The sequence below is a fragment of the Microcoleus sp. PH2017_05_CCC_O_A genome, from assembly GCF_020738785.1.
Lineage (GTDB): Bacteria > Cyanobacteriota > Cyanobacteriia > Cyanobacteriales > Microcoleaceae > Microcoleus.
The window spans coordinates 24,708-46,028 of sequence record NZ_JAEQCB010000033.1 but is presented as its reverse complement, the minus strand read 5'-3'; the positions used below and the strand labels follow the sequence as shown (position 1 = coordinate 46,028).

The 21,321-nt window shown below is 43.6% G+C and carries 26 protein-coding genes; 15 read left to right on the top strand and 11 right to left on the bottom strand.

Features of this window, described 5'->3' with window-relative positions; translation table 11 throughout:
* Position 1 precedes the first annotated feature (1 nt).
* Genes JGK20_RS09850 through JGK20_RS09840 form a run of 3 tightly spaced genes read left to right on the top strand, consistent with a single transcriptional unit; the run spans position 2 to position 3,652 of the window.
* Entirely contained in the window at positions 2-1,900 is a 1,899-nt protein-coding gene (locus JGK20_RS09850; protein ID WP_293230250.1) for an ATP-binding protein, read from the top strand.
* Between the two features lie 44 nt (positions 1,901-1,944).
* On the top strand, positions 1,945-2,340 hold the full coding sequence (locus tag JGK20_RS09845; protein WP_293176241.1) for a response regulator: 396 nt from the start codon (positions 1,945-1,947) through the stop codon (positions 2,338-2,340).
* A 22-nt stretch (positions 2,341-2,362) separates the two neighbouring features.
* Positions 2,363-3,652, top strand: a complete 1,290-nt coding sequence (locus JGK20_RS09840; RefSeq protein ID WP_293176239.1) for an adenylate/guanylate cyclase domain-containing protein — start codon at positions 2,363-2,365, stop codon at positions 3,650-3,652.
* Positions 3,653-3,861: 209 nt separating this feature from the next.
* Here JGK20_RS09840 and folB read toward each other — a convergent pair whose 3' ends face one another.
* The 5 genes from folB to proA all read right to left on the bottom strand — a co-directional run bounded on the left by folB (position 3,862) and on the right by proA (position 7,931).
* Positions 3,862-4,218, bottom strand: a complete 357-nt coding sequence (gene folB / locus JGK20_RS09835) for a dihydroneopterin aldolase (RefSeq protein ID WP_293176237.1) — start codon at positions 4,216-4,218, stop codon at positions 3,862-3,864.
* 204 nt (positions 4,219-4,422) lie between these two features.
* Entirely contained in the window at positions 4,423-5,790 is a 1,368-nt protein-coding gene (locus JGK20_RS09830; protein WP_293230247.1) for a serine/threonine-protein kinase, read from the bottom strand.
* Between the two features lie 304 nt (positions 5,791-6,094).
* Positions 6,095-6,325 (bottom strand): hypothetical protein, encoded by a 231-nt coding sequence (locus JGK20_RS09825; RefSeq protein WP_293176233.1) that lies wholly within the window; start codon positions 6,323-6,325, stop codon positions 6,095-6,097.
* On the bottom strand, positions 6,322-6,666 hold the full coding sequence (locus tag JGK20_RS09820; protein WP_293176231.1) for a hypothetical protein: 345 nt from the start codon (positions 6,664-6,666) through the stop codon (positions 6,322-6,324). Before JGK20_RS09820 ends, JGK20_RS09825 begins: the two co-directional genes overlap by 4 nt.
* 128 nt (positions 6,667-6,794) lie before the next feature.
* Positions 6,795-7,931 carry a glutamate-5-semialdehyde dehydrogenase gene (gene proA, locus JGK20_RS09815; RefSeq protein WP_293230245.1) on the bottom strand — a complete coding sequence of 379 codons (1,137 nt, stop codon included), beginning with the start codon at positions 7,929-7,931 and terminating at the stop codon, positions 6,795-6,797.
* 489 nt (positions 7,932-8,420) lie between these two features.
* On the opposite strand from proA, the gene JGK20_RS09810 reads away from it, so the two are divergent.
* Positions 8,421-10,136, top strand: a complete 1,716-nt coding sequence (locus JGK20_RS09810; RefSeq protein WP_293230243.1) for a zinc metalloprotease HtpX — start codon at positions 8,421-8,423, stop codon at positions 10,134-10,136.
* 188 nt (positions 10,137-10,324) lie between these two features.
* Entirely contained in the window at positions 10,325-10,486 is a 162-nt protein-coding gene (locus JGK20_RS09805) for a hypothetical protein (protein WP_293197070.1), read from the top strand.
* Between the two features lie 15 nt (positions 10,487-10,501).
* On the opposite strand, the gene JGK20_RS09800 is transcribed toward JGK20_RS09805, so the two are convergent.
* Together JGK20_RS09800 and JGK20_RS09795 are read right to left on the bottom strand one after the other, a co-directional pair.
* Positions 10,502-10,921 carry a hypothetical protein gene (locus tag JGK20_RS09800; RefSeq protein WP_293176223.1) on the bottom strand — a complete coding sequence of 140 codons (420 nt, stop codon included), beginning with the start codon at positions 10,919-10,921 and terminating at the stop codon, positions 10,502-10,504.
* Entirely contained in the window at positions 10,914-11,174 is a 261-nt protein-coding gene (locus JGK20_RS09795; protein WP_293176221.1) for a hypothetical protein, read from the bottom strand. Before JGK20_RS09795 ends, JGK20_RS09800 begins: the two co-directional genes overlap by 8 nt.
* A gap of 79 nt (positions 11,175-11,253) precedes the next feature.
* On the opposite strand from JGK20_RS09795, the gene JGK20_RS09790 reads away from it, so the two are divergent.
* From JGK20_RS09790 to JGK20_RS09780, 3 genes are all read left to right on the top strand, one after another.
* Positions 11,254-11,388, top strand: a complete 135-nt coding sequence (locus tag JGK20_RS09790) for a hypothetical protein (protein ID WP_293176219.1) — start codon at positions 11,254-11,256, stop codon at positions 11,386-11,388.
* Between the two features lie 67 nt (positions 11,389-11,455).
* Positions 11,456-11,791 (top strand): DUF5674 family protein, encoded by a 336-nt coding sequence (locus JGK20_RS09785; protein WP_293176217.1) that lies wholly within the window; start codon positions 11,456-11,458, stop codon positions 11,789-11,791.
* Positions 11,788-12,141: a hypothetical protein gene (locus tag JGK20_RS09780; protein WP_293176215.1), complete on the top strand. Its 354-nt coding sequence runs from the start codon at positions 11,788-11,790 to the stop codon at positions 12,139-12,141. Before JGK20_RS09785 ends, JGK20_RS09780 begins: the two co-directional genes overlap by 4 nt.
* A 157-nt stretch (positions 12,142-12,298) precedes the next feature.
* Here the strand turns inward: JGK20_RS09780 and JGK20_RS09775 are convergent, their stop codons facing one another.
* Together JGK20_RS09775 and JGK20_RS09770 are read right to left on the bottom strand one after the other, a co-directional pair.
* On the bottom strand, positions 12,299-12,721 hold the full coding sequence (locus tag JGK20_RS09775; RefSeq protein ID WP_293176213.1) for a type II toxin-antitoxin system VapC family toxin: 423 nt from the start codon (positions 12,719-12,721) through the stop codon (positions 12,299-12,301).
* Between the two features lie 12 nt (positions 12,722-12,733).
* Entirely contained in the window at positions 12,734-13,090 is a 357-nt protein-coding gene (locus JGK20_RS09770) for a hypothetical protein (RefSeq protein WP_293176211.1), read from the bottom strand.
* Positions 13,091-13,454: 364 nt separating this feature from the next.
* Between JGK20_RS09770 and JGK20_RS09765 the strand changes: the two genes are divergently transcribed.
* From JGK20_RS09765 to JGK20_RS09735, 7 genes are all read left to right on the top strand, one after another.
* Complete coding sequence (locus JGK20_RS09765; RefSeq protein WP_293230240.1) at positions 13,455-13,904, top strand: hypothetical protein; 450 nt, start codon at positions 13,455-13,457, stop codon at positions 13,902-13,904.
* Between the two features lie 83 nt (positions 13,905-13,987).
* Positions 13,988-14,584 carry a Uma2 family endonuclease gene (locus JGK20_RS09760; RefSeq protein WP_293191136.1) on the top strand — a complete coding sequence of 199 codons (597 nt, stop codon included), beginning with the start codon at positions 13,988-13,990 and terminating at the stop codon, positions 14,582-14,584.
* Between the two features lie 218 nt (positions 14,585-14,802).
* Positions 14,803-16,539 carry a hypothetical protein gene (locus JGK20_RS09755; protein WP_293230237.1) on the top strand — a complete coding sequence of 579 codons (1,737 nt, stop codon included), beginning with the start codon at positions 14,803-14,805 and terminating at the stop codon, positions 16,537-16,539.
* Positions 16,540-16,671: 132 nt separating this feature from the next.
* On the top strand, positions 16,672-17,268 hold the full coding sequence (locus tag JGK20_RS09750; protein WP_293205634.1) for a Uma2 family endonuclease: 597 nt from the start codon (positions 16,672-16,674) through the stop codon (positions 17,266-17,268).
* A gap of 216 nt (positions 17,269-17,484) precedes the next feature.
* Positions 17,485-18,987 (top strand): DUF1565 domain-containing protein, encoded by a 1,503-nt coding sequence (locus tag JGK20_RS09745; RefSeq protein ID WP_293210458.1) that lies wholly within the window; start codon positions 17,485-17,487, stop codon positions 18,985-18,987.
* A gap of 265 nt (positions 18,988-19,252) precedes the next feature.
* A complete protein-coding gene (psb28, locus tag JGK20_RS09740; protein ID WP_293149588.1) occupies positions 19,253-19,588 on the top strand; it encodes a photosystem II reaction center protein Psb28 in 336 nt (111 codons plus the stop codon).
* An 83-nt stretch (positions 19,589-19,671) separates the two neighbouring features.
* Complete coding sequence (locus JGK20_RS09735; RefSeq protein WP_293149586.1) at positions 19,672-20,178, top strand: MogA/MoaB family molybdenum cofactor biosynthesis protein; 507 nt, start codon at positions 19,672-19,674, stop codon at positions 20,176-20,178.
* Positions 20,179-20,273: 95 nt separating this feature from the next.
* Here the strand turns inward: JGK20_RS09735 and JGK20_RS09730 are convergent, their stop codons facing one another.
* Both JGK20_RS09730 and JGK20_RS09725 read right to left on the bottom strand, forming a co-directional pair.
* Positions 20,274-20,660 carry a tautomerase family protein gene (locus JGK20_RS09730; protein WP_293191142.1) on the bottom strand — a complete coding sequence of 129 codons (387 nt, stop codon included), beginning with the start codon at positions 20,658-20,660 and terminating at the stop codon, positions 20,274-20,276.
* A gap of 167 nt (positions 20,661-20,827) precedes the next feature.
* Entirely contained in the window at positions 20,828-21,151 is a 324-nt protein-coding gene (locus JGK20_RS09725) for a hypothetical protein (protein ID WP_293191144.1), read from the bottom strand.
* Positions 21,152-21,321 lie beyond the last annotated feature (170 nt).

Sequence of the window (21,321 nt, the reverse complement as noted above, 5' to 3'; positions counted from 1 at the left end):
AATGAGTAAACCTATTGTGATTTGTATTGATGACGAGCAAATTGTTCTGGATAGCCTCATCCGAGAAATATCAGAATCTTTAGACAATGAATGCGATATTGAAACAGCACTGGGAGGTGCGGAAGCATTAGAGTTGGTGGATGAGTTAATCAAAGATGGTAGTGAAATTGCGCTGGTGATTTCTGACTATATCATGCCAGATATCAAAGGAGATGAAGTCCTACGATACGTTCACGAAAAACTCCCACAAACTCTAAAAATTATGTTGACAGGCGAGGCAACAGTTGAAGGAATCGTGAATGCGATTAACTCCGCAAAACTCTATCGATATATTTCCAAACCTTGGCACAAAGTCGATTTAAAATTAACAGTTAAAGAAGCAATTAAAAGTTACGTGCAGGAAAGAAAGCTAGCCGAACAGAATAAACGATTAATAGAAAATGAACAGCGATTGAGACATTTTTTAGAAGCTATGCCAATTGGTGTATCGGTTCATAACGCTCTGGGACAACTAACCTACGCCAATCAAAAATCTAAGGAATTGTTTGAAATCGCAGAAGGGACAATCTCGAATATCGAAAATTTACCCCATATTTATGCTTTGTATCAAAGCGAGCGCCAAGATTTGTGCCAATCGCCAGACTTGCCGATCGCGCGTTCTTTGTCAGGAGAAATAGTGCGAACTGACGATCTAGAAATTCATCAAGAAAAACGGATCGTTCCTTTAGAGATTTCTTCGACACCAATTCGCGATGAAACTGGAAAAATTTGTTATGCGATTGCCACTTTTTCCGATATTACAGAAAGGAAACAAGCCGAAAAACTTAGAGAGAATTACAATCGTAATTTAGAATCTCAAGTTTCCGAAAGAACGCAACAGCTACAGCAAAAAAACGAAGAACTTGCCAATACTTTAAAACAGCTAGAATCAGCTCAGCAGGAATTGATTCATTCTGAAAAAATGGCAGCATTAGGTCAACTGATTGCGGGAGTTGCCCACGAAATCAATACGCCTTTGGGTGCGATTCAATCCTCTGTTAAATATATTGGCGATTACTTCTCGGAAAATTTGGCTGCATTACCGACATGGTTTCGACAGTTGACACCCGAAAAAGAATTACAATTTAAGGAATTATTAGCGCGATCGCTGCTAAATCCTGCATTGATTTCTGGAAGGGAAAGACGACAACTGAGAAAAGCAATCGTCGCCCAACTAGAAACCCAAAATCTCAGTAATGCTGATACTCTTGCCAATTTGCTTCTCGATCTTAAAATCTACGAAAATATAGAACCTCTGTTCAATTTATTTCAAGAGCCCAGCAGCGAAATATTTCTCAAAACAGTCCGCTCTTTTGTGCGATTGCAAGAAAGCACTAGAGATATCAATACTGCCTCTGAAAGGGCTGCAAAAGTTGTATTTGCACTCAAAACCTATGCCAGACAAAATCTCAACGAGCAAAAAATTAAAGTCAATATTATCGAAGGATTAGAAGCAGTTCTGACACTTTATCAAAATCCAATCAAACATGGAGTAGAATTAATCAAAAACTATGAAGATTTGCCTCAGATCGAATGCTATTTCGATGAACTCAATCAAGTTTGGACAAACTTAATTCACAATGCTTTGCAAGCGATGAATTATCGGGGAATACTCAGAGTTGATGCCGCTCGATTGCATGGTAACATCGAAGTCAGTATTACCGATAGCGGTAATGGCATACCAGAAGAGATTCAAGATAAAATCTTTCAGCCATTTTTTACCACTAAGCCTCCAGGAGAGGGCAGCGGTTTAGGGCTGGACATCGTGAAAAAAATTATTGAAAAACATGGAGGGACAATTCATTTTCGATCGCTGCCTGGAAAAACTACTTTTATTGTGGCATTGCCAGCAGATATTTAGAGTAATTTGATGTTAAATTGTTTGTAATTTCAGGAAAAATAATTATGCCTAAGCTTGCAATTTTGTGTGTTGATGATGAAGTTGTTATTTTGAATAGCGTACTCCGACAAATTCAAGAAGAATTTGATGACCAATATGTATATGAAACTGCCGAAAATGCAGAAGAAGCACTAGAAGTTTTAGACGAACTTTATGAAGAAGGAACTCAAGTCGTAATTATTGTTTCTGATTGGTTAATGCCGGGAATGAAAGGCGATGAATTGCTCGTTGAAGTCCAGAAAAGGTTTCCAGGAACGGTGAAAATTTTATTAACCGGACAGGCAGATGATGCAGCGATCGAACGAGCCCAAAAAGAAGCAGATCTTCATCATCTTATTCCCAAACCTTGGACAAAGCAAGAACTGATTAACTCCATCAAGTCGGGAATTGAAAAATTATAAATTAATCCCACCTTAGAGGAATATGAAAAAACCAGTCATTCTGTGTGTCGATGATGAGCAAATGATTCTTGATAGCCTCAGAAAAGAACTATCAGAAACCCTGGAAAATCAATATCAAATAGAAACAGCGCATGACGGGCATGAAGCGCTGCAAATGGTTGATGATTTATTAGAAGATGGTCATCAAATTGCTGTCGTGATTGCCGACTACATGATGCCCAGAATGAAAGGAGATGAAGTCTTAAAAGAAATTCACAACAAGTCTCCTTCAACAATTACAATCATGCTGACGGGGCAAGCGAGTATCGAGGGAGTCACCAATGCCATTAATACGGCAAAACTCTATCGGTACATAGCTAAGCCCTGGCAAGCTGAAGATTTATTTTTGACGATAACAGAGGCTACAAAAAGTTATATGCAAGCAAAAAATATAATTAAACAAAATATAGAATTAATTAAAATAAACCAAAATTTAATTTCTTTAAACACAGCTTGTTCTCGCTTCGTACCGGATGAGTTTCTAAAATTGTTGAACAAAGAAAATCTTGTCGATATTGAACTTGGTGATTCTGTGAAAAAAGAGATGTCAGTTATGTTTTCTGATATTCGATCGTTTACAAGTCTTTCAGAAACCATGCCTTTAGAAGATATTTTTAAATTTATTAACAGCTATTTTTCTATAATGGAACCCGCTATTATTGAGAATAATGGGTTAATTGACAAATATATTGGCGATGCGATTATGGCATTATTTGGTAGTGTTTATCATGCGGATTATGCCGTTAAGGCGGGAATTTCTATGCTCAAAAAACTTGCCGAATACAATCTAACCCGAAAAGCACGCGATCGCCCTCCCATTAAAATTGGCATCGGTATCAATACAGGAATGTTAATGCTTGGAACTGTCGGCGGAAAATTTCGTATGGACGGGACAACAATCGGCGATGCTGTGAATATAGCCTCCCGACTAGAAACTTTAACTAAGCTGTATGGCGTGCCTTTGTTGATTAGCGATTGCACATTTTTAGGGTTAAAAGATGCTAATCAATATTGCATTCGTTTAGTCGATCTTGTACAAGTTAAAGGCAAATCTAAAGTGGTATCCGTCTTTGAAGTCTTGGATGCAGATCCGCCGGAAATTCAAGAGCAAAAACTCGCTACTAAAACCGAGTTTGAGCAAGGGTTAGTATTTTACACAACAGAAGAATGGGAAGCTGCTTCCCGATGTTTTGAAAAATGCTTGCAGCATAATCCACAAGATACTGTAGCACAATTACACTGGAATCGATGCCAAAATAAATACTCGAATTAAAGGGCGATGAATGCTGGAAATAGTCGGATTATTGGTTATTTGAGAAGATATACCAATAACCAATAATCAATGATATCGTGTCCGATCAATTAACCGCAATTAGATTCGATCGCGCGTGGCCACGAAAGTCCGCAAAATGGAGCGGACTTGCGTGGGTACTACCAACTGTTTTTGTTATGGTAATTGACCGGAAATGATATGACTAATCACTAATGACTTCTAGTAATTTCTAGAGTGATTTTGCCTCCAAAATCAGGAATCGGGGCGGCAGGTTTTGAAAGTTGTAACTTAACTTTATCAACCAACGGTAGTTGTAAAAGCGCTTGGGCGATCGTATCTGCTAACCGTTCGATCAATAAAAACTTGGAGTTTTTGACTAACTCTTGAATCAGGGTAATGGCACTGCGGTAATCCAGAGTATGTTCAATATCATCACTTTTTCCAGCTTTCGACAAATCTAGCCAGAGAGTGACATCCACTTCAAACCACTGCCCCAAAACCTGCTCTTCCGGTAGGTAGCCCGTGTAGCCGTAGCAGCGAATTCCTGTAAGTTGAATACAATCCATTGTGAAATAAACTAAAAGTAAGTTGCCTATACCAAATTGTATTAAACCAGATAAAGTTATCCTGGGTGCATTTCAATTTGGAAAGGGCGAAGATATTTGCAAAAATGAGATGCACCCGTTCTCCTTCTCTTGTATCTCTTTCTTTCTCCCCTCTGCGCCCTCTGCGCCCTCTGTGGTTAAATAACTCTTATTCTATCTTAAATTTTACAACTGCCCTCCCTTCTCCAAATTATCCAGAAAATCCTCAGCAACTTCACACCATTTCTGCCTAATTTCTGCATCTTCGGGCTTGTCTGTCAATGTACGACCTTGTAATTCGGGATATTTATTGTAAAATAATTCATCTACTTTTTGATAGAATATATCTGGGTCAATGTTGAGATTTTTGCGACGCTTTCCAATTTTTTCTTGCCTAGCTATTTCTGCATCTAAAGACGTATTTGTGGGAAATTGTGGAAGTTCCGGAAACTTGGGTAATTCAGGCAGTTTGGGTAGGGTAAAACCAGATTTGACGGCACCAAAAGCTAACACTCCCGGCAATAAAACCACGCTTAAACTAGCGACAGTTTTCCAAGGAATTAATTTTAAAATATTGGTGTTTTTAACAATTTGAGGGTTTTGGTTGACAGGAGTATGATTGCTGGTAGGAGTTTGAGTGGTGTTTTTGAAGGGGCGGCCGACAAAGTTCATTGTGACCATTTGGGAGATGATGCTGCCAATTTGGGATAATTTTGGGTCTTTGAGTGCTTCACGGACTTCTTTTGCAGATTGGTAGCGATCGCCTGATCGATCTGCTAACATCCGATCCAATACCATCCCTAAGTTTTGACTGACACTGACGCGATCCCGCCAATCCCAAGTTTTTTGATTAACATCGTACAATTTCTGAGGCTTTTTCCCTGTCAGCAAAACTAAAGCGGTGACAGCCAAAGCATACAAATCGCTAGCCGGAGACACTTTACCCTGTCGCATTTGTTCGATCGGCGAATATCCCTGTTTGCCGATCGCCGTATCCGATTGTCCCTTAGACTGAAATAGAGCACTCGCTGCGATTTGTTTGACAGAACCGAAATCAATTAAAAACGGTAGTTTGTCAGCATCATGCTGAATAATATTGTCCGGCGAGATATCGCGGTGAATTAAATTTTTCGAGTGGATGTATTCTAAAACTGGTAAAAGCTGAAATAGTATTTGAGTAACTTCGGCTTCGCTAAAATTTTTACCTTGTTGCTGGCGCGATATCAGTATTTCTTCGTAGGTTTGACCAGGGATATAATCTTGCACTAAAAACAAAGCTTGACTACCGCCGATATCGGTTCGCAGAAGTTCCCGAAAGCGGGGGATTTGCGGGTGTTGAAGGCTGTAAAGCATACTCGATTCGCGATCGAACAATTCGGCCGCTTTCGGGCTTTGAACCACCGGAGAAAACTCTTTGAGCACGCATTGTTCGCCGTAGCGGTTGGTATCTTCTGCGAGGTAAGTCCGCCCGAAGCCGCCGCGGCCTAATTCGCGGATGATGCGGTAGCGTTTTTCGAGGGTGGAACCTGGGGCTAGGGGGGAAGGGTTGGACATAAACCAGGGCGGATTGTTCGATTTGGGGAGTCGCGGGGGACGGTATAGCTTATTGTAGCTAAGTTTGGTTGGCTGTGAGGGCGATCGCACTTTGATGGTGTAGAGGTTTGTGATTTGATTAAATCAATTAATTAAATCATCTATATCTTCTATGAGAGTCATAGGAATAGACGATCAGAGAAGTTTGACTTAAAGTATAACTAAGAAGTAAGAAACGGCTTCACAAAAATACTAGATACCCGACTTTTTTTAAAGTCGGGTGTCTAACAGCCTACTCTTAAAATCATCCCAACTGCGATCGCGCTTATTCACCTGCTTTTTCTGCTAACTTATGCTCTTTCAAAGCTTCTAACTGCTTTCTGACTCTTTCCCGGCGACGCACGTAAAGCGGGCTATTTTGTAAATCGACTTCTGCTAGAGCCTGAGCCTGCGCCAACTTCATATTCAAATCTTCCAACATTAAATTCACTTCGCGCCAGCGAGCTATTGATTTCGCTCTCGTCTCTGCATCAGGAATTTTTTTTTCATTATTCATAATAAGTTCCAATTTCTTTTTGTTTCTTGAGCCGTTGCCTCTACAGCATAGGCTGTAGCGACTGCCTGTTCGATTGACTGATACAGTAAATTTAGTGTAGCAGAATTAGCTGCTGGTTGAGACTCAGCTATCTGCAACACTAACCCATAAATGCGATTGTACAAAGTCCTTAACCTTTCCTCTGCATTTCTGACTTGCTCTAGCTCATCAATCGTCTCATCTGTCTCGCCATATTGCTCAAACAAGCTAGACTCCGTTTCCGTCGCTAGGTTAATCACTTGAAACAAGCGAGGCAACAAGTTAGAGATTGTTGTTAAGGTTTCATCTGGTAAATTCGCCATAATGCAATTAGACTTTCACTCCTAGCACAGCACAGGTGATTTTACCATATAGCCGCGATTTCAAACTCTAAATTCCCTCTCACATCCTGTGCTGTTCTTAATGATAACTCTGCGCGATTATTGACTTTTTACAAATCCCGATGAGTGAATTCCTTAGCCTCATTCCCCACATAACTAGCCGCAATATGACCATCTCCAACCACTCGATACTTATACGTCACCAACCCTTCTAAACCAACAGGCCCGCGAGGTGGCATTTGCTGCGTACTAATCCCCACTTCTGCACCGAAACCGTAGCGGAAACCATCGGCAAATCGAGTCGAACAATTATGATAAACTCCGGCCGCATCTACTCCATTTAAAAATGTTTCGGCGGCTTCGCTATCTTCGGTGACAATCACATCTGTGTGTCTCGAACCGTAAGTGTTGATGTGCTGCAATGCTTCGGCAACTATGGGCAGGAATTTGGGCGCGATCGCACTGTGAACTAACATAGTTTCAATGGCATTACACGCGGCGGGATATTGCGTTTTGGCATCGACGGCAATCTCTACTGCTTTGTTGATATCCGCAGCTTTGTCTGCATACAAATGACAAATTCCGTCGGCGTGTCCCAACACAGGAATTCGGGTATTATCCTGCACAAACTGGACAAAAGAGTTGGAACCTCTGGGAATAATTAAATCTATATATTCATCCATTTTTAGCAGTTCGATTGTTTCTTCCCGCGTGGTTAATAACTGGACTACTTCGGGATTGACTGCGGTTTCTGCTAATGCTTGGCGAATGACTTTTGTCAAGATTTCGCAGGAACGGACTGCCTCTCTGCCGCCTTTGAGAATTACGCCGTTGCCGGATTTGATTGCCAAGGATACTATCTGAATTAAGGCTTCTGGGCGCGCTTCAAAAATAATCCCTAAAACCCCTAAAGGACAGGTGATGCGCTTCAGAATTAATCCTGTGTCTAATTCGCGGTGAATTTGGACGGCACCGATCGCCTCTGGGAGCTTGGCAACGTCGCGCACACCCGCGATCGCACTTTGCAACTTGCTCTCGTCCAACTTCAGGCGATCGTACAGCGGTTTCGCAATGCCATCAACCTCAGCCGCCTTGCAATCAGCAGCATTCGCCGCCAAAACATCCGGCGCAGCAGCTTCTAAAGCTTTAGCAATAGCTTCAATCGCTTGATTTTTGGCATCAGCGGACAAAACTGCCAATTTCCTAGCAGCTTGGCGCGTTTTTTGGGCAATTTCAATAATCGACATGGCGTTCATTCAGTTGACAGTTGACAGTTGACAGTTGACAGTTGACAGTTGACAGTTGACAGTTGACAGTTGACAGTTGACAGTTGACAGCTTGAGGGCGACCTCGAATTGTCTGATTTTAATTTCTCGATACAAGGGTTCCGGCTTGAAACCAATTCTTTTTTGTAACTTTGAAATATAGCCTTTCTCAAAAAGATGAGGTATAACTGACAGCTTATATAACCAATTAAACCAAGAAGGGCCCAAGCCCAACAACGTACCTCATCTTTCTGATGACCGCTATAAATAGTTTTGATTGTTGAGTTTTGAAATGGGAATTAGATTTTGGGAAATAAATTGGGCGGGCGGTTTTCCATCTTAACAATTTACAGGAAATTATATATTTTTGTTGAGACTCCTTAGCGCGCTCCGTAGTGACAGGTTAAAACAGTGAAGTATAGATAAATTCCCACGGTAATTACCTTTTGTCAATAACCTTAGGAGAATATTATGTCATCTCAAGCTCCTTTACGCAAGGCTGGGCGATCGCCCAAAGCCGGGATTAAACTGATCCAGAAAACTGGCGGAAACCTCGTTTTAGCTTCCGGCGCCACTATCATCATGCTATTTGGTATGGTGTTCGTGTTGTCCTTGGCCTCAGTTTTCATTCTCAACGGCCCCGATCCAGTTACCGGATTGGCGATCGCACTTCCCATAACTCTGATTTTTAACATTGCGGCTTTTTTCCTATCGCCTTACTTGATGGACTTAACTCAAAATTGGCTCTACAATACTCGCTGGGTTTCCCTAGCAGAAATTGACAGCCTGAGTCCAGAAACGGCGAAAGTTATTCAGAAGGTTTGCAAACAGAAAAACCTCAAACAGCCGCGTTTAGGAATTATCGACGACCAAAACCCTACTGCTTTTACCTACGGTTCCTTTCCTAACAGCGCTCGCTTAGTCGTCAGTCAAGGTCTTTTCACCTATTTAGACGACGATGAAATTGCCACTGTTTACGCCCACGAACTCGGTCACATCGTCCATTGGGACTTTGCAGTAATGACTTTAGCTTCAACTTTAGTGCAGATTACTTATTTAATTTACACTACAGCTCAAAGCCTCGGTCGAAGCGCTGGCGATAAAGCTAGAAGTGCGGCAGGTAGCGTCGCTGCTGTGGCTTATTTTTTTTACATCGCCGGCACTTATTTGCTGCTGTATCTGTCGCGGACACGAGAATATTTTGCAGACCATTTTGCCGCCGAAACTACCGGAAACCCCAACGCTTTATCGCGCGCTTTGGTAAAAATTGCTTACGGTATTTTGGAAGAAGGAGAAAGAGCAACGGAACCCAGCCGCTTGTTAGAAGGAACTCGCGCTTTAGGCATTTATGATGCAAAAGCTGCGGTATCTAGCGGTACTGCTTACCGGATTTCGTCGAAACCGGAAAAAATTGGACGAGTTTTTCTGTGGGATATGTTCAATCCGTGGGGTTGGTGGATGGAGTTGAATTCGACTCACCCGCTGACTGGTAAGCGAGTTCGCGCGTTGAGCACCTATGCGGAACAATTAGGCTTGGATATTGAGTTTGACATGGGTCGGATTGTGGGCGAGGGTCACCATTTGAGCAAGCGGAAATTGTACGGAAATTTCTTTTTTGATTTGCTGCTGTACAGTGCGGAAACTCTGGGTTTGGCGGTGGGTTTTGCGATCGGCATTTCCCTCTCGGCTGGGAATCCGATGATGATGATGGTTGCTTGTGCTTTAATCGGTTTGGGCGTGGGAATTTTAATCAAAGCTTTGGTGATGTTCCCGAATTACGCACAAGCAGAAGAGTTGGATGTTTTAACCTTAATGTCTGACCCTTATGCTAGTCCTTTACGCGGTCAACCTGCGAAACTACAAGGCGAATTAATTGGTCGCGGTGATGCGGGTTATGCGTTTGGTTCTGATTTGAAATTGCAAGACAGAACGGGAATGATGTATCTACATTATGCTTCTCGTTTTGGGCCGATTGGTAATTTTCTGTTTGGGATGAAACGGGTTAAAAGTTTGATTGGTATGGATGTTAGTGCTTTGGGTTGGTTCCGCCGGGGTGTGGCGCCTTGGATGGATTTGATTCAGCTTGAAAGCGATAGCGGTACGACGGTTAGCAGCTATCACCGTTTCTGGTCTTTTGTGATGGGGATTGGTGCGATCGCGATCGGTATTGCAGTTCTATTTCTGTAATTTCCAGCTTAACCTTTGAAAGGACTGAAGTCCTTACTACAAACCTGGTTCGTAGTGAGGACTTCAGTCCTCTTAAGTCAGGGTTAAGGACTAGAGCATTAGTGTCAAATTAAGCAATATATGTCAGAAAGGGCGATCGCCCTACGGGATAGCTACGCTTCACGCTAAGAGTCTGCAATCAGTGCCCTTTGAGATGGTGGAAATCGATCGGATTGTCGGTGGAAAAAGAGGTTGGGGTGACACGAGCGTTAAGCGAATATGTAGGAAAGGGCGATGCCAAAGGTCGGCTTCGCCAACGCACTAATTTACCTCATCCCAGTTTGCACAAGCATAAAATCGCATTGCAATGACTGTGCAGCCTCTCTTCATTTCTGTATTGGGTAAACCTCAAAAGCTAACTCATGACGAAAAAAGCAGACATTAAACTCCGCAAAAAAGTTGAGGTGTCCAAGGATTACCGGCGCATCTGTCGATCGACTCCAGGCAAATGCAAGTAAGATCGGCGAAAATTGAGCAACTGTACCCGAAAGAACCAATCCCCTGGCCTCGCTGCTAGCCAAATTCCCGCTCAACTGAATAGGAACGGTTTGCTGTTCCCATATTGCCCCTAGTTGTAGACCAATCTCATAGGGCAAGACGTTGACACTCGCACCCGTATCCAATAATGCCATCACTTCTACAGAGTTGCTGCCATTGGAGAGTGTGATGGGCAAATATGGCAGAATGCTCGAACGGCCAAGGCTATCAATTCGTTCTGTAAATGCAAATCTTTGACGATTAAGCATTGGCTGATTCCTGGGTGGCAACTAGAAGTTCTGATAATGCTTTAACTCCTGCACTATCTGCCTGTGGAGACCATACAACTGCGCTGGTTGATGCTAGTTGATTCAGGAGTACATTTTTTGAATTACTATCTTCATTAGGTTCTAAGCTGCATCCTTCTTCCTTGGCAACTGCAAGCAGGAGAAAGTGAATAAGTCGAAGTTTATCTTGATGGGATAGTTGGTTGACGGTAGGTAAAAGTTCGCTGAGAGGCATATCGTTTATTTAAGATTATATACATCTAGTTTAGCCTCTAAACTCGCGTTCTCAGAATAATCGCCCTTTTCAGCGCCCTTTGAAATGGTGGAAATCGATCGGATTGTCGGTGGAAAAAGAGGTTGGGGTGACGCGAGGGTTAAGCGAATATGTCGGAAAGGGCGATGCCAAAGGTCGGCTTCGCTTACGCCCGTCAGAGCAAGCTATGGGATAAAGTATTGACACACTAGCTAACCTGTATAATATTGAAGAATCATATTAAATCTCAAGCTTATTCAGGGATGATTTATCTGATTCAACAGTGTGCGACTCAAGAGCAAATTGAAGAAATGCTAGAAATCCTTGGCAGTTATATTAAACTGGCAGTGGATATCGAACGCCGAATTCTGACAGGTGGTGGAGAACTTCACGCCGATTGCGAAGCTTTGTTGCTGGAAAACGGGAGCAAGCAGGTAGATATTTGGGGAGCTGACTGGTATCCGCTGACGCAAGAAGTAGGTTATGAATCTCTAATCAATATTCGTCCGCGTCAGAACAATCGCTCAATGGAAATTCAAGACCCGGTTATTCGAGAACGGGTTGCTCAAATCGTTCAGCAGTTATTAGGAGGATTATGAGAGATTGGAATGCTTTAAAAGAACGCTATTTACGAGACGAACTACCGATTCGTTTAGGAAATTTAGCATCTAATTTGGCACGAATTAAATCTCGATGTCAAAATTCAGCTAATGGCGAACTGGTTGAAGGTTTGCTGCAAGAAAGTAAGATATTTATTGAGTGGACGGCTCTCGATGCAGAGGTAGAAATAGCCGCTGAGTTAGTTGAGCTACAAGTTCAGTTAGCTTGCTGGCAGTATTGTTGGGCAAGGATTTGGGAGGATGCGGAGCAACGAATGATGGTGGCCCAAGAAACAAAAATTTGGTCGGAGAAAGTGCTGAATATGTCCGGTTTGTTGGCTCTCAATTAGGTAGCGTGCGATCGCCCTTGTTTAAAAAGAATTTAGAAGGACGATCGCAATCAGCGCCCTTTGAAATGGTGGAAATCGATCGGATTGTCGGTGGAAAAAGAGGTTGGGGTGACGCGAGGGTTAAGCGAATATGTCGGAAAGGGCGATCGCCTACGCACTAAAGCGTCCAATCTTCGATTGACAATCCGGGAACTTGAGCAAAGTCTCGTTGGTTGCGGGTGACAACGGTAGCACCGACGGACAACGCAATGGCTGCAATCCGCATATCTTTTTGCAGGCGATTTTTCCGCAGAGGCGGATGATCTTTTAACAGTTTCTTGAGACAACTATCAGCTTCTGCTGTAAAATCCAGTACCTCAATAGTTTGGAGATATTTTACAGTTGTCCAAAGTTTTGAATAGAGTGTAGGTAGGTTATGCAGCATCGACGGATCGTTAATCCTGCCAATCCAGCCATTAAAGAGTTCTTGAACCGTGACAATCGTGACAGAAACTTGATGCTTTGCGACGTTAGCGGTGACTTGGGGATGATTGTAAAGAATCAGCGAAACGCAATCGGTATCCAGAATATATCGACACACTTTAAGCCGCCTCTACAAGTAATAGGAAGGATCGACTTCCGAGTCATCATCTGAGGTTCGTTCGGCGCGAATTGATTCCATAATTGCCGCAAAATCGGAATCGTCTTTAAAGACACCTGCAAACTTCATCCAGGTTGGTTCTGAACCCTGAATTGGCACGTTCCAGGAAATCGCTTCTATATTTTTGAGCCGTTCTAAAAAGGTAGCTTGAATTTGGGCGATCGCCATTTCTCGTGTTTCTGCTTTCACTCGACAGTCTGGAAACTCTCTGACAGATGCCACAACTTGCCCGGATGTCAGTGCTTCTAGCAGGAGCGTCACTTTGAGGTTTGTGAATGGATCAGATGGCGGTAAGTCTATGTTTATCATGTTAATTTTTGAAAGACTAATCATGAGCTTTACGTTTATTGTAGCGCATAGGGCGAGATCCCTTTTTCGCTGTGGCGAGATCCCTACGGGATAGCTACGCTTCACGCTAAGAGTCTGCAATCAGTGCCCTTTGAGATGGTGGAAATCGATCGTCGGATTGTCGGTGGAAAAAGAGGTTGGGGTGACGCGAGGGTTAAGGGAATATGTCGGAAAGGGCGATCGCTCTGGTTTGAAAAAATAAGAAGGGCGCTGGCTCGCAGCCCCAGCGCACAACAACAATCAGGCTATCTGAAATTACCATCATCATATATTTTACACTTTCCTACTTCAATTTTTCCCATATCAACAATGCCTCCCAGCTCAATTGTCTTACCTCTACGCCGCACGGGAAATCCTCAGAGATTATGGATTAGCAGACATCGACAACTACTCAGCATTGATTCAGCGCTACCAAGGCAATCTCCTCTGGTTAAAAAGCGTCGCGACTCTGATTCAAGAGTTGGGCGGATGCGTCACAGAGTTATTACCAGATGATACTATATTGTTACCCGAAGATTTGAAAGATGTTTTACAGCAGAAGTGCGATCGCCTATCCGAACTAGAAAAACAAGTCCTCTCCTGGTTGGCGAAAGCAAGCGGTGCGATCGACCTCACCCAATTGCTAGAAAATAGCCGAATTCCCGCATCAGATTTGGTAAATGCGCTGCAATCTTTATCCCGGCGTTGTTTGATTGAACAACAAGCAAATTTTTACACAATTTCACCTGTACTGAGGCAATATGCGATCGCCCAGAATCATCGCAGTAATATTTAACCGTCAAATTAACTTTGATGAATAGTCCCTATTTAGGTTATACTAAGGCAGGGCTACTGATTTTTATTCGGAGCATTGCGCCCATGGTCGTACAAGTTTCAGAACTAATAACAATTGTTAAAGAAGAACGCTTTACCTTGCCAGGTTATTATACTTGGGAGCAATTTGAGGCGCTACAAACCTTAATAGAAGATGCCCCAGGCTTGCGAATAACTTATTTAGATGGGTGTGTGCAGTTTATGACGCTAGGCGAAGACCACGAACAGATAAAAAGTGTTCTGGCTATATTTATAGGACTTTACTTTTTTGAGAAAGGGATTAATTTCATTCCTGTAGGGAGTGCAACTCGCAGAAACCAGGCAAAAGACGTATCCTTTGAACCTGACGAGTCTTATTATATAGGTTCAAGGAAAGAGCATCCCGATTTAGCCGTGGAAGTGACGATTTCTAGCGGTAGCACAAATAAACTAACTAAATATCTGCGACTTCGCATCCCAGAAGTTTGGTTTTGGGCAAATAATCAGTTGGCTATCTATCGGCTGCGCGACGATGATTACGAGCAAGTTTTAAGAAGTGAGTTTTTGCCGGAGTTGGATTTAGAATTGCTGGTACGGTGCGTTTTGATGCCTTCAATAATTGAGGCAAGAACGGAGTTTCTCAACGGGATTCAGCCGCAGTAATTCGGTTAATTAATAGGATTTACGCAACGGGCACCATTACTGAGGCAATATGCCACCATAAGACTCGGCGGTTGAAACCGTGGCTACTGTAAAAACGATCGCGATTGGGAAGCACTCGTTAACCGAATTCACATTTCGATTACAGTAGCATAATCTTTGCAAGGTAAACTGGTTCGTGTTGTGCGTCCTTCACATTCTTTCCCAATCTCAAATCTCAAATGGTATTAATTGCCCGCTTACACAAGTTTCTGACGGCGACTGTGGATGAAAAATCCCGATCGCGCACAATATTCTGGTTGATGCTGAGCTTGACATTTGCCGCAGTTTATGGTGTTTTAGGAATTGCTCAAGCTTTCAGCGCCGAGTATATGGTGCAAGACGATGCGAGACAGCACGTTTTCTGGATGATGCGGTTTGTCGATCGACAATTGTTCCCCAACGATTTCATTGCTAACTACTTTCAATCTGTCGCCCCCGCCGGATACAGCGCCCTCTACAAATTAGCAGCAACAATCGGCATTCACCCGCTATTATTTCACAAAATATTGCCGCTATTTCTCGGCTTAATCTCCACCTATTACTGTTTTGGGCTTTGCTTGGAAATGCTGCCAGTGCCGCTGACTGGATTTATCGCATCTTTGCTGTTAAATCAGCATATGTGGATGACGGATGATTTGGCTTCCACAACGCCCAGAGCTTTTATCTATCCGATATTTCTCGGTTTTTTATATTATTTGTCGCGGAGTTCGTTGCTGCCCTGTTTGGGGGCGATCGCCCTAATCGGATTATTCTACCCTCCCTACGCCTTGGTTGCTGCTGGCGTGTTAGTTTTGCGGCTGGTAAGCTGGAAAAACGGCCGTTTGCGCTTGTCGGGCGATCGCACAAACTACCTATTTTGCAGTACAGGTTTGGGTATAATCTTTTTAGTAATGCTGCCCTATGCCTTGGATAAATCGGAATTTGGCCCGACTTATACCGCAGCAGAAGCTAAGCAAATGGGCGTATTTGCAGCCGACGGCAGAAATGCTTTTTTTCGTCCAAATCCGGTAGATTATTGGCTGACTGGTAGGGGTAGCGGGATGTTTCCCAAGTCGCTGTTTACGCCTGTAACTCACTGTGTGGGGCTGTTTTTGCCGCTGTTGCTGTGGAGGCGATCGGCTTTTCCGTTAGCGAGTCGGATTAATAGCAAAATCTGGCTGTTGCTTCAGCTATTTTTAGCATCCTTGGCGATGTTTTTTGCCGCTCACGCTACCATTTTTAAGCTTTATCAGCCTGGACGCTATACTGCGTATAGCTTGAGGTTTATTGTTGTGTTTATAAGTGCGATCGCCCTGACGTTAATTATCGATGGCGTCGGTAACTGGGCATCAACAACCGAAACAAAATTTAAGTTAAAAAATCTAGTTGCACTAATTACAATGGTGATAATTGCGATCGCAGTTGTGCTTTATCCATGCTTAGTGGAAAAATTTCCCACAGTCGGGTATGTAGAAGGTAAAATGCCCGCTTTGTACAAATTTTTTCAGCAACAACCTCAAGATATTGTGATTGCTTCGATCGCCCCAGAAGCCGATAATCTGCCAACGTTTAGCCAGCGTTCGGTTTTGGTGGGAAAGGAATATGCAGTGCCGTATCAGAAAGGCTACTACAGCGGATTTCAGCAGCGAGCAAGCGATTTAATTCGCGCTCAATATACGGCTGATAAACCCGTATTGCTAAGCTTCATTAACAAGTATGGGATTGATTTTTGGATGCTCGATCGCAATGCCTTAACTCTTAAGTATGTAGAGGATTACGGCTGGATCGAAGACTTTGATTCTACACCGGAAGCTATACTTTCTCTCAAACAAGGGAAAGTTCCTATTTTAGCACAAACAATGACGAGTTGTGCGGTTTTTGAGAATCAACTTTTAGTAGTTTTGCAAACATCTTGCATTGCCAAATTAACCTCTTGAGTTGAAGCGGGCGGGCTCAGGGGCCTACCCCACAAGAAAACTAATTATTTGTGGAACAGGCCGGAAAGCCTGTTCTTGAGAACGGAGATGATATCAGTTATAATTCCCATATGGAGATAATGGTGCGGTTCAATGACACAAGTTCTCGATCGCGAAATTCTCGATGGGCGAGTGGTGCTCAATGGCACCTGGGAGCAATTCAAGTTAATCCAGAAGGGCTCCGAAGATTCCCCTGGGGTAAAATTGTCTTTTTTTGCAGGTGCGATCGAAATTATAATGCCGGGATTCCAACACGAAAATTTTTCGGAAATTATTGGTTACTTGGTGACAACTTTTTTGCTGGCGCAAGGCCTTAGGTTTTACCCTTCTGGTTCAATGACGCAGGAGAAAACGGGAGAAGTTTCAACCCAAGCTGATAAATCGTTTTGTTTGGGGCTACCTAAGTTGATTCCCGATTTGTCTATCGAGGTAGTTTATACTAGCGGTGGATTGAGCAAGTTGCCAAAATATCGGGCTTTGGGTGTGCCAGAAATCTGGTTTTGGGAGGATGGTACTTTGCGGTTGTATCACCTCCGCGAAGATGGATATGAAGAAGTAATTCAGAGTGAATTGTCAGGATTGGAAACCCTGGATATTGATTTGCTAAAACGCTGCATTTTGATGGGCGAAACTGATTTGGCTGAAGCGGTAAAGGTTTTTGGGCAGGGAATCTCGACTCGATCCGAATGAAAAAGCCTAATACCCAGGTACTCGACTTCTTCAAGAAGTCGGGTACCTGCTATTTCTGGTAACGAGAAATCAAGTATTTTGTAGGGGCAATCCCCCAGGGGTTGTCATCCCCTATGGCTGTCTTCCCAATCAAAGCTAAATATATATCCGCAGTCAAATTCGTACAGAATGAAAATTGCCTAAAAGTCGATCGCAAATTATCCATACAGCAAAAACATGGCAACACTTTACGTTAACCCCCAAACAGGCAGCGATTCCGCAGCCGGCAGCCAATCGGCTCCCTTCAAAACGATCGCCCGCGCAATCAGTCGCGCTGCATCGGGAACAGTTATTCAGCTAGCAGCGGGAACTTACAGCGCAGCTAGCGGCGAACAATTTCCCTTAGACATTCCCTCTGGAGTCAAAGTTATCGGTAATGAATCCAACAAAGGAAGCGGTACTCTAATTCAAGGAAGTGGCAAATTTGTCAGTCCCACCGCTGCGAGTCAAAATATCACTCTACTGCTAGCAACTGATGCGGAATTGCGGGGAGTAACTGTCACCAATCTAGATATTCGCGGTACCGGAGTCTGGATGGAGTCAACTTCTCCTACTGTGGCTAACTGCACTTTTACGCTTTGTAAGCGCGAAGGTGTTTTTGCCACAGGTACTGCTAATCCTGGGATTCTAGACAACATATTTCTGGAAAACTCAGCGGCTGGGGTAATTATGGCTGGAAGTGCTAAAGGTGTGCTGCGGCGCAATCTTTTTCAAAATACCGGTTTCGGCATTTCTCTACAAGCTCAATCGGCTCCTTTGATTGTTGACAACCAAATTGTCGCCAATCGCTCCGGTATCGTTTTAACGGGGAGCTCTAAGCCGGTTGTGCGGAAGAATCGCATTGAAAAAAATACCGAAGATGGTTTGACTGCGGTGGAAAAATCTCTGCCAGATCTTGGTACGGCTCAAGATTTAGGGGGAAATATTTTTGCCAACAATGGCGAATTTGATTTGCAAAATGCTACTGCGACTAAGATTTTTGCCCTGGGAAATCAGCTCAATCCTTCGCGGGTAAAAGGTTTATTTGAGTTGGGAAATGTGACTCCAACTCCGACACCTACTCCGACTCCGACTCCAACTCCGACTCCGACTCCGACACCTGGAGGTGTAAAGTTTAGCGATATCAGCACGCACTGGGCTAAGGATTTTATCGATCGCCTCGCTAAGATGAATATTGTTAACGGGTTTCCCGACGGCACTTTTAAACCTGACGAGAGTTTAACTAGGGCTCAGTATGCGGCGTTGTTGGCGAGGGCGTTTCAGTTGGCGCCGCGCCGTGAAGCAACGGTTTTTAAGGATGTGGCGGCGGATTTTTGGGCCCAAAGTGCGATCGTCAAAGCGAATCGAGGCGGGTTTTTGGTTGGATATCCCGACAGCACGTTTCGCCCGGAACAGAATTTGACTAAAGCTCAGGCGATCGTATCATTGGTAAACGGCTTGCAGTTGGCGGGCGGCAATCCTAATTCTTTGAGCGTTTATGCCGATCGGGCTTTAATTCCCAGTTTTTCCACCGACTCCATCGCCACCGCCACAGAGCGCAAAATCGTAGTCAACTATCCCGCCCGCGACAAGCTTTCCCCCGCCCGCGACATCACGCGCGCCGAGATATCCGCCCTCGTCTACCAAACTCTGGTAGCCACAAACCGCGCAGAGCCCATTAACTCTCCCTACATCGTCTAAAGGTACGTAGTTGCGCTTGGGCGCTCTCTTTGGTACGTAGTTGCGCTTCAGCGCTCTTTGGGGATATCGGAAAAAACGAAGATAGCAAAACAGCGAATAGTGAAGGAGAGAGCCAGGGCTCAGGCAACTACGTACCTAAAAAATAGCCCCTCTCCTCCGATCCCCATCGGACAATCTCCGCAAGTCTTGCTTTCCGAGCGTCCAAATCGTTTTATGATAAAAATATTAAGAAATTCAGCAATCTTTAAGGTTCCACTCTCAGATTATGGCTAAAATTCAATTCTCCCGGGGTATAGACGAAGATACTGTACCCGAAGTCCGCCTAACTCGTTCTAAAAGCGGAGCTCAAGGCACTGCCACATTTATCTTTGAAAATCCGAAATCTCTCAGCAACGATAGTACCCAAGACATTACTGGAATGTACATGATCGACGAAGAAGGCGAACTTCTGACTCGCGAAGTTAAGGCTAAGTTCATCAATGGTCAACCTGCGGGTTTAGAAGCTCTTTATCTGATGAAAAGTGCCGCTGACTGGGAACGCTTTATGCGTTTCATGGAACGCTACTCGGAAGCAAACGGCTTAGGATTTAGCAAGGCATAATAGATAGTTAATAATTGGTAGTTGGTAATTGGTAATTGGCCGATAGCCGATTGCTGGTTGCCGATTACTTACGACAAGAAACAATGACGCAAATTCCTCACCCCGATTTATCTAAAATAACCGTAAATTGCGCTATCATGACTGTTAGCGATACGCGCTCTGCTGACACAGACAATAGCGGTTTGTTAACGAAAAAATTGCTAAAAGATGCAGGTCACTCTGTGGTAGCTTACACTGTTGTTAAAGATGATGCTGCAAAAATTGTATTGCAAATGCAGGCGCTTGCCCAGCGCGAAGATGTGGATGCGATAGTTTTGAGTGGCGGGACGGGTATTTCTCCACGAGATACTACCTACGATGTGATGGAGAGTTTGCTCGACAGGATTTTACCTGGATTTGGCGAGATATTTCGGTTTTTGAGCTATCAAGAAATTGGTTCTAGGGCGATCGCATCTCGCGCTGTTGCAGGCGTGTATCAAGGCAAGTTAGTCTTTTCTCTTCCTGGATCGAGTAATGGCGTGAAACTAGCTGTGGAAAAGCTAATTTTACCAGAGTTAGTTCACTTGGTCAAGCAGTTGAGGGGTGGATGAGGGCGGAAGTTGCTTTTTTCACTGAGGGGAGAGATTGGCGGTCGATCGAGCTTTACAGTCGATCGACCGCTTTGTTGTAAGTTAAGAGCGATCGGCTACACTTCGATTTTATAATTGAGTTGATGTTCGTCACCCGGTAAGCCTCGAAAACCCCAATTGTGTTTCGGATTCTCAAAAATCGTGATTTCTAAATCCTGTGTGGAAATTCCAAACGGCTGTAATCGCTCAAACAATAAACGAATCAACTGCTTTTTCATCTCCACACTGCGTCCTTCAATCATGCTCACCTCAATGATAGTGTAACGTTCTGTGCGCCCTGTAGGATAAAAGAAATCAGAGAAGTCGAACAGAAAGAATCGATGTGAACGTTTATCAGGTGGATATTGGAGTGCATCTACGACACAGGAATTAATGACATCAGAGAGTTGAGGCTTAATAGGATGGAGATGCTCTCTCAAGCCGGATATTTTGACCTGTACCATAATTCTATGTATGACAACAACTCTCTATTAAAACCTAATTGCCGCGCTTGAATTTGTCAAGATCACATAAATTTAAGGGTGCCAATAAGTTGGTAGTGAGGACTTCAGTCCTCATAGTTTTATGTTTTCTGAGGACTGAAGTCCTCACTACCAACCTGGATCTGACATCATGCTATGAAAATCCCAGCAACCTTGTCTCCATTCATAGTCATGCGTGCCACAAATTCATCTCCACCATCTGCAAAACTCAGCTTCCACAAATAAACCTGAAAACCATCTTGTGTCAACTCACCAAAATAACTAATTGAATATCCGTTTTGCAGGCGGGAACCGAGTTCATCGCTAACATTATCGAACATTTCTTGTGCAATTCCCGTTTTGTAGTCTGCATCGCCCACCGTGGTAAACAGCTCGTAATTTTTTGAGGCTGTGGCATCCAAAATAACCTGCAAACAATCAATGACCTTTTGAGGGGGGGCTGTCGGGTTCATGATGATATCCTTTTTTTAGGTTTCTCTCAACACGATCTAACTAAGACTGCTGTCTAAGTATTAATTCTACCACATTTGCGATCGCATCCAGTTTTAGAGCCTCATTGACCGCCAACATTTTTGACATTAAAATACAGTAGGGACACAGCACTGCCGTGTCCTACCCAAGC

Bases quoted from the DNA above. Each gene is read 5' to 3' on its own strand.
- JGK20_RS09735 (WP_293149586.1), top strand. From the start codon at position 19,672: ATGACGCAAATTCCTCACCCCGATTTATCTAAAATAACCGTAAATTGC.
- JGK20_RS09840 (WP_293176239.1), top strand. From the start codon at position 2,363: ATGAAAAAACCAGTCATTCTGTGTGTCGATGATGAGCAAATGATTCTT.
- JGK20_RS09730 (WP_293191142.1), bottom strand. From the start codon at position 20,660: ATGGTACAGGTCAAAATATCCGGCTTGAGAGAGCATCTCCATCCTATT.
- JGK20_RS09760 (WP_293191136.1), top strand. From the start codon at position 13,988: ATGGTCGTACAAGTTTCAGAACTAATAACAATTGTTAAAGAAGAACGC.
- psb28 (WP_293149588.1), top strand. From the start codon at position 19,253: ATGGCTAAAATTCAATTCTCCCGGGGTATAGACGAAGATACTGTACCC.
- proA (WP_293230245.1), bottom strand. From the start codon at position 7,931: ATGTCGATTATTGAAATTGCCCAAAAAACGCGCCAAGCTGCTAGGAAA.
- JGK20_RS09795 (WP_293176221.1), bottom strand. From the start codon at position 11,174: ATGCCTCTCAGCGAACTTTTACCTACCGTCAACCAACTATCCCATCAA.
- JGK20_RS09800 (WP_293176223.1), bottom strand. From the start codon at position 10,921: ATGCTTAATCGTCAAAGATTTGCATTTACAGAACGAATTGATAGCCTT.
- folB (WP_293176237.1), bottom strand. From the start codon at position 4,218: ATGGATTGTATTCAACTTACAGGAATTCGCTGCTACGGCTACACGGGC.
- JGK20_RS09745 (WP_293210458.1), top strand. From the start codon at position 17,485: ATGGCAACACTTTACGTTAACCCCCAAACAGGCAGCGATTCCGCAGCC.
- JGK20_RS09845 (WP_293176241.1), top strand. From the start codon at position 1,945: ATGCCTAAGCTTGCAATTTTGTGTGTTGATGATGAAGTTGTTATTTTG.
- JGK20_RS09785 (WP_293176217.1), top strand. From the start codon at position 11,456: ATGATTTATCTGATTCAACAGTGTGCGACTCAAGAGCAAATTGAAGAA.
- JGK20_RS09850 (WP_293230250.1), top strand. From the start codon at position 2: ATGAGTAAACCTATTGTGATTTGTATTGATGACGAGCAAATTGTTCTG.
- JGK20_RS09770 (WP_293176211.1), bottom strand. From the start codon at position 13,090: ATGATAAACATAGACTTACCGCCATCTGATCCATTCACAAACCTCAAA.
- JGK20_RS09780 (WP_293176215.1), top strand. From the start codon at position 11,788: ATGAGAGATTGGAATGCTTTAAAAGAACGCTATTTACGAGACGAACTA.
- JGK20_RS09725 (WP_293191144.1), bottom strand. From the start codon at position 21,151: ATGAACCCGACAGCCCCCCCTCAAAAGGTCATTGATTGTTTGCAGGTT.
- JGK20_RS09830 (WP_293230247.1), bottom strand. From the start codon at position 5,790: ATGTCCAACCCTTCCCCCCTAGCCCCAGGTTCCACCCTCGAAAAACGC.
- JGK20_RS09825 (WP_293176233.1), bottom strand. From the start codon at position 6,325: ATGAATAATGAAAAAAAAATTCCTGATGCAGAGACGAGAGCGAAATCA.
- JGK20_RS09755 (WP_293230237.1), top strand. From the start codon at position 14,803: ATGGTATTAATTGCCCGCTTACACAAGTTTCTGACGGCGACTGTGGAT.
- JGK20_RS09820 (WP_293176231.1), bottom strand. From the start codon at position 6,666: ATGGCGAATTTACCAGATGAAACCTTAACAACAATCTCTAACTTGTTG.
- JGK20_RS09750 (WP_293205634.1), top strand. From the start codon at position 16,672: ATGACACAAGTTCTCGATCGCGAAATTCTCGATGGGCGAGTGGTGCTC.
- JGK20_RS09810 (WP_293230243.1), top strand. From the start codon at position 8,421: ATGTCATCTCAAGCTCCTTTACGCAAGGCTGGGCGATCGCCCAAAGCC.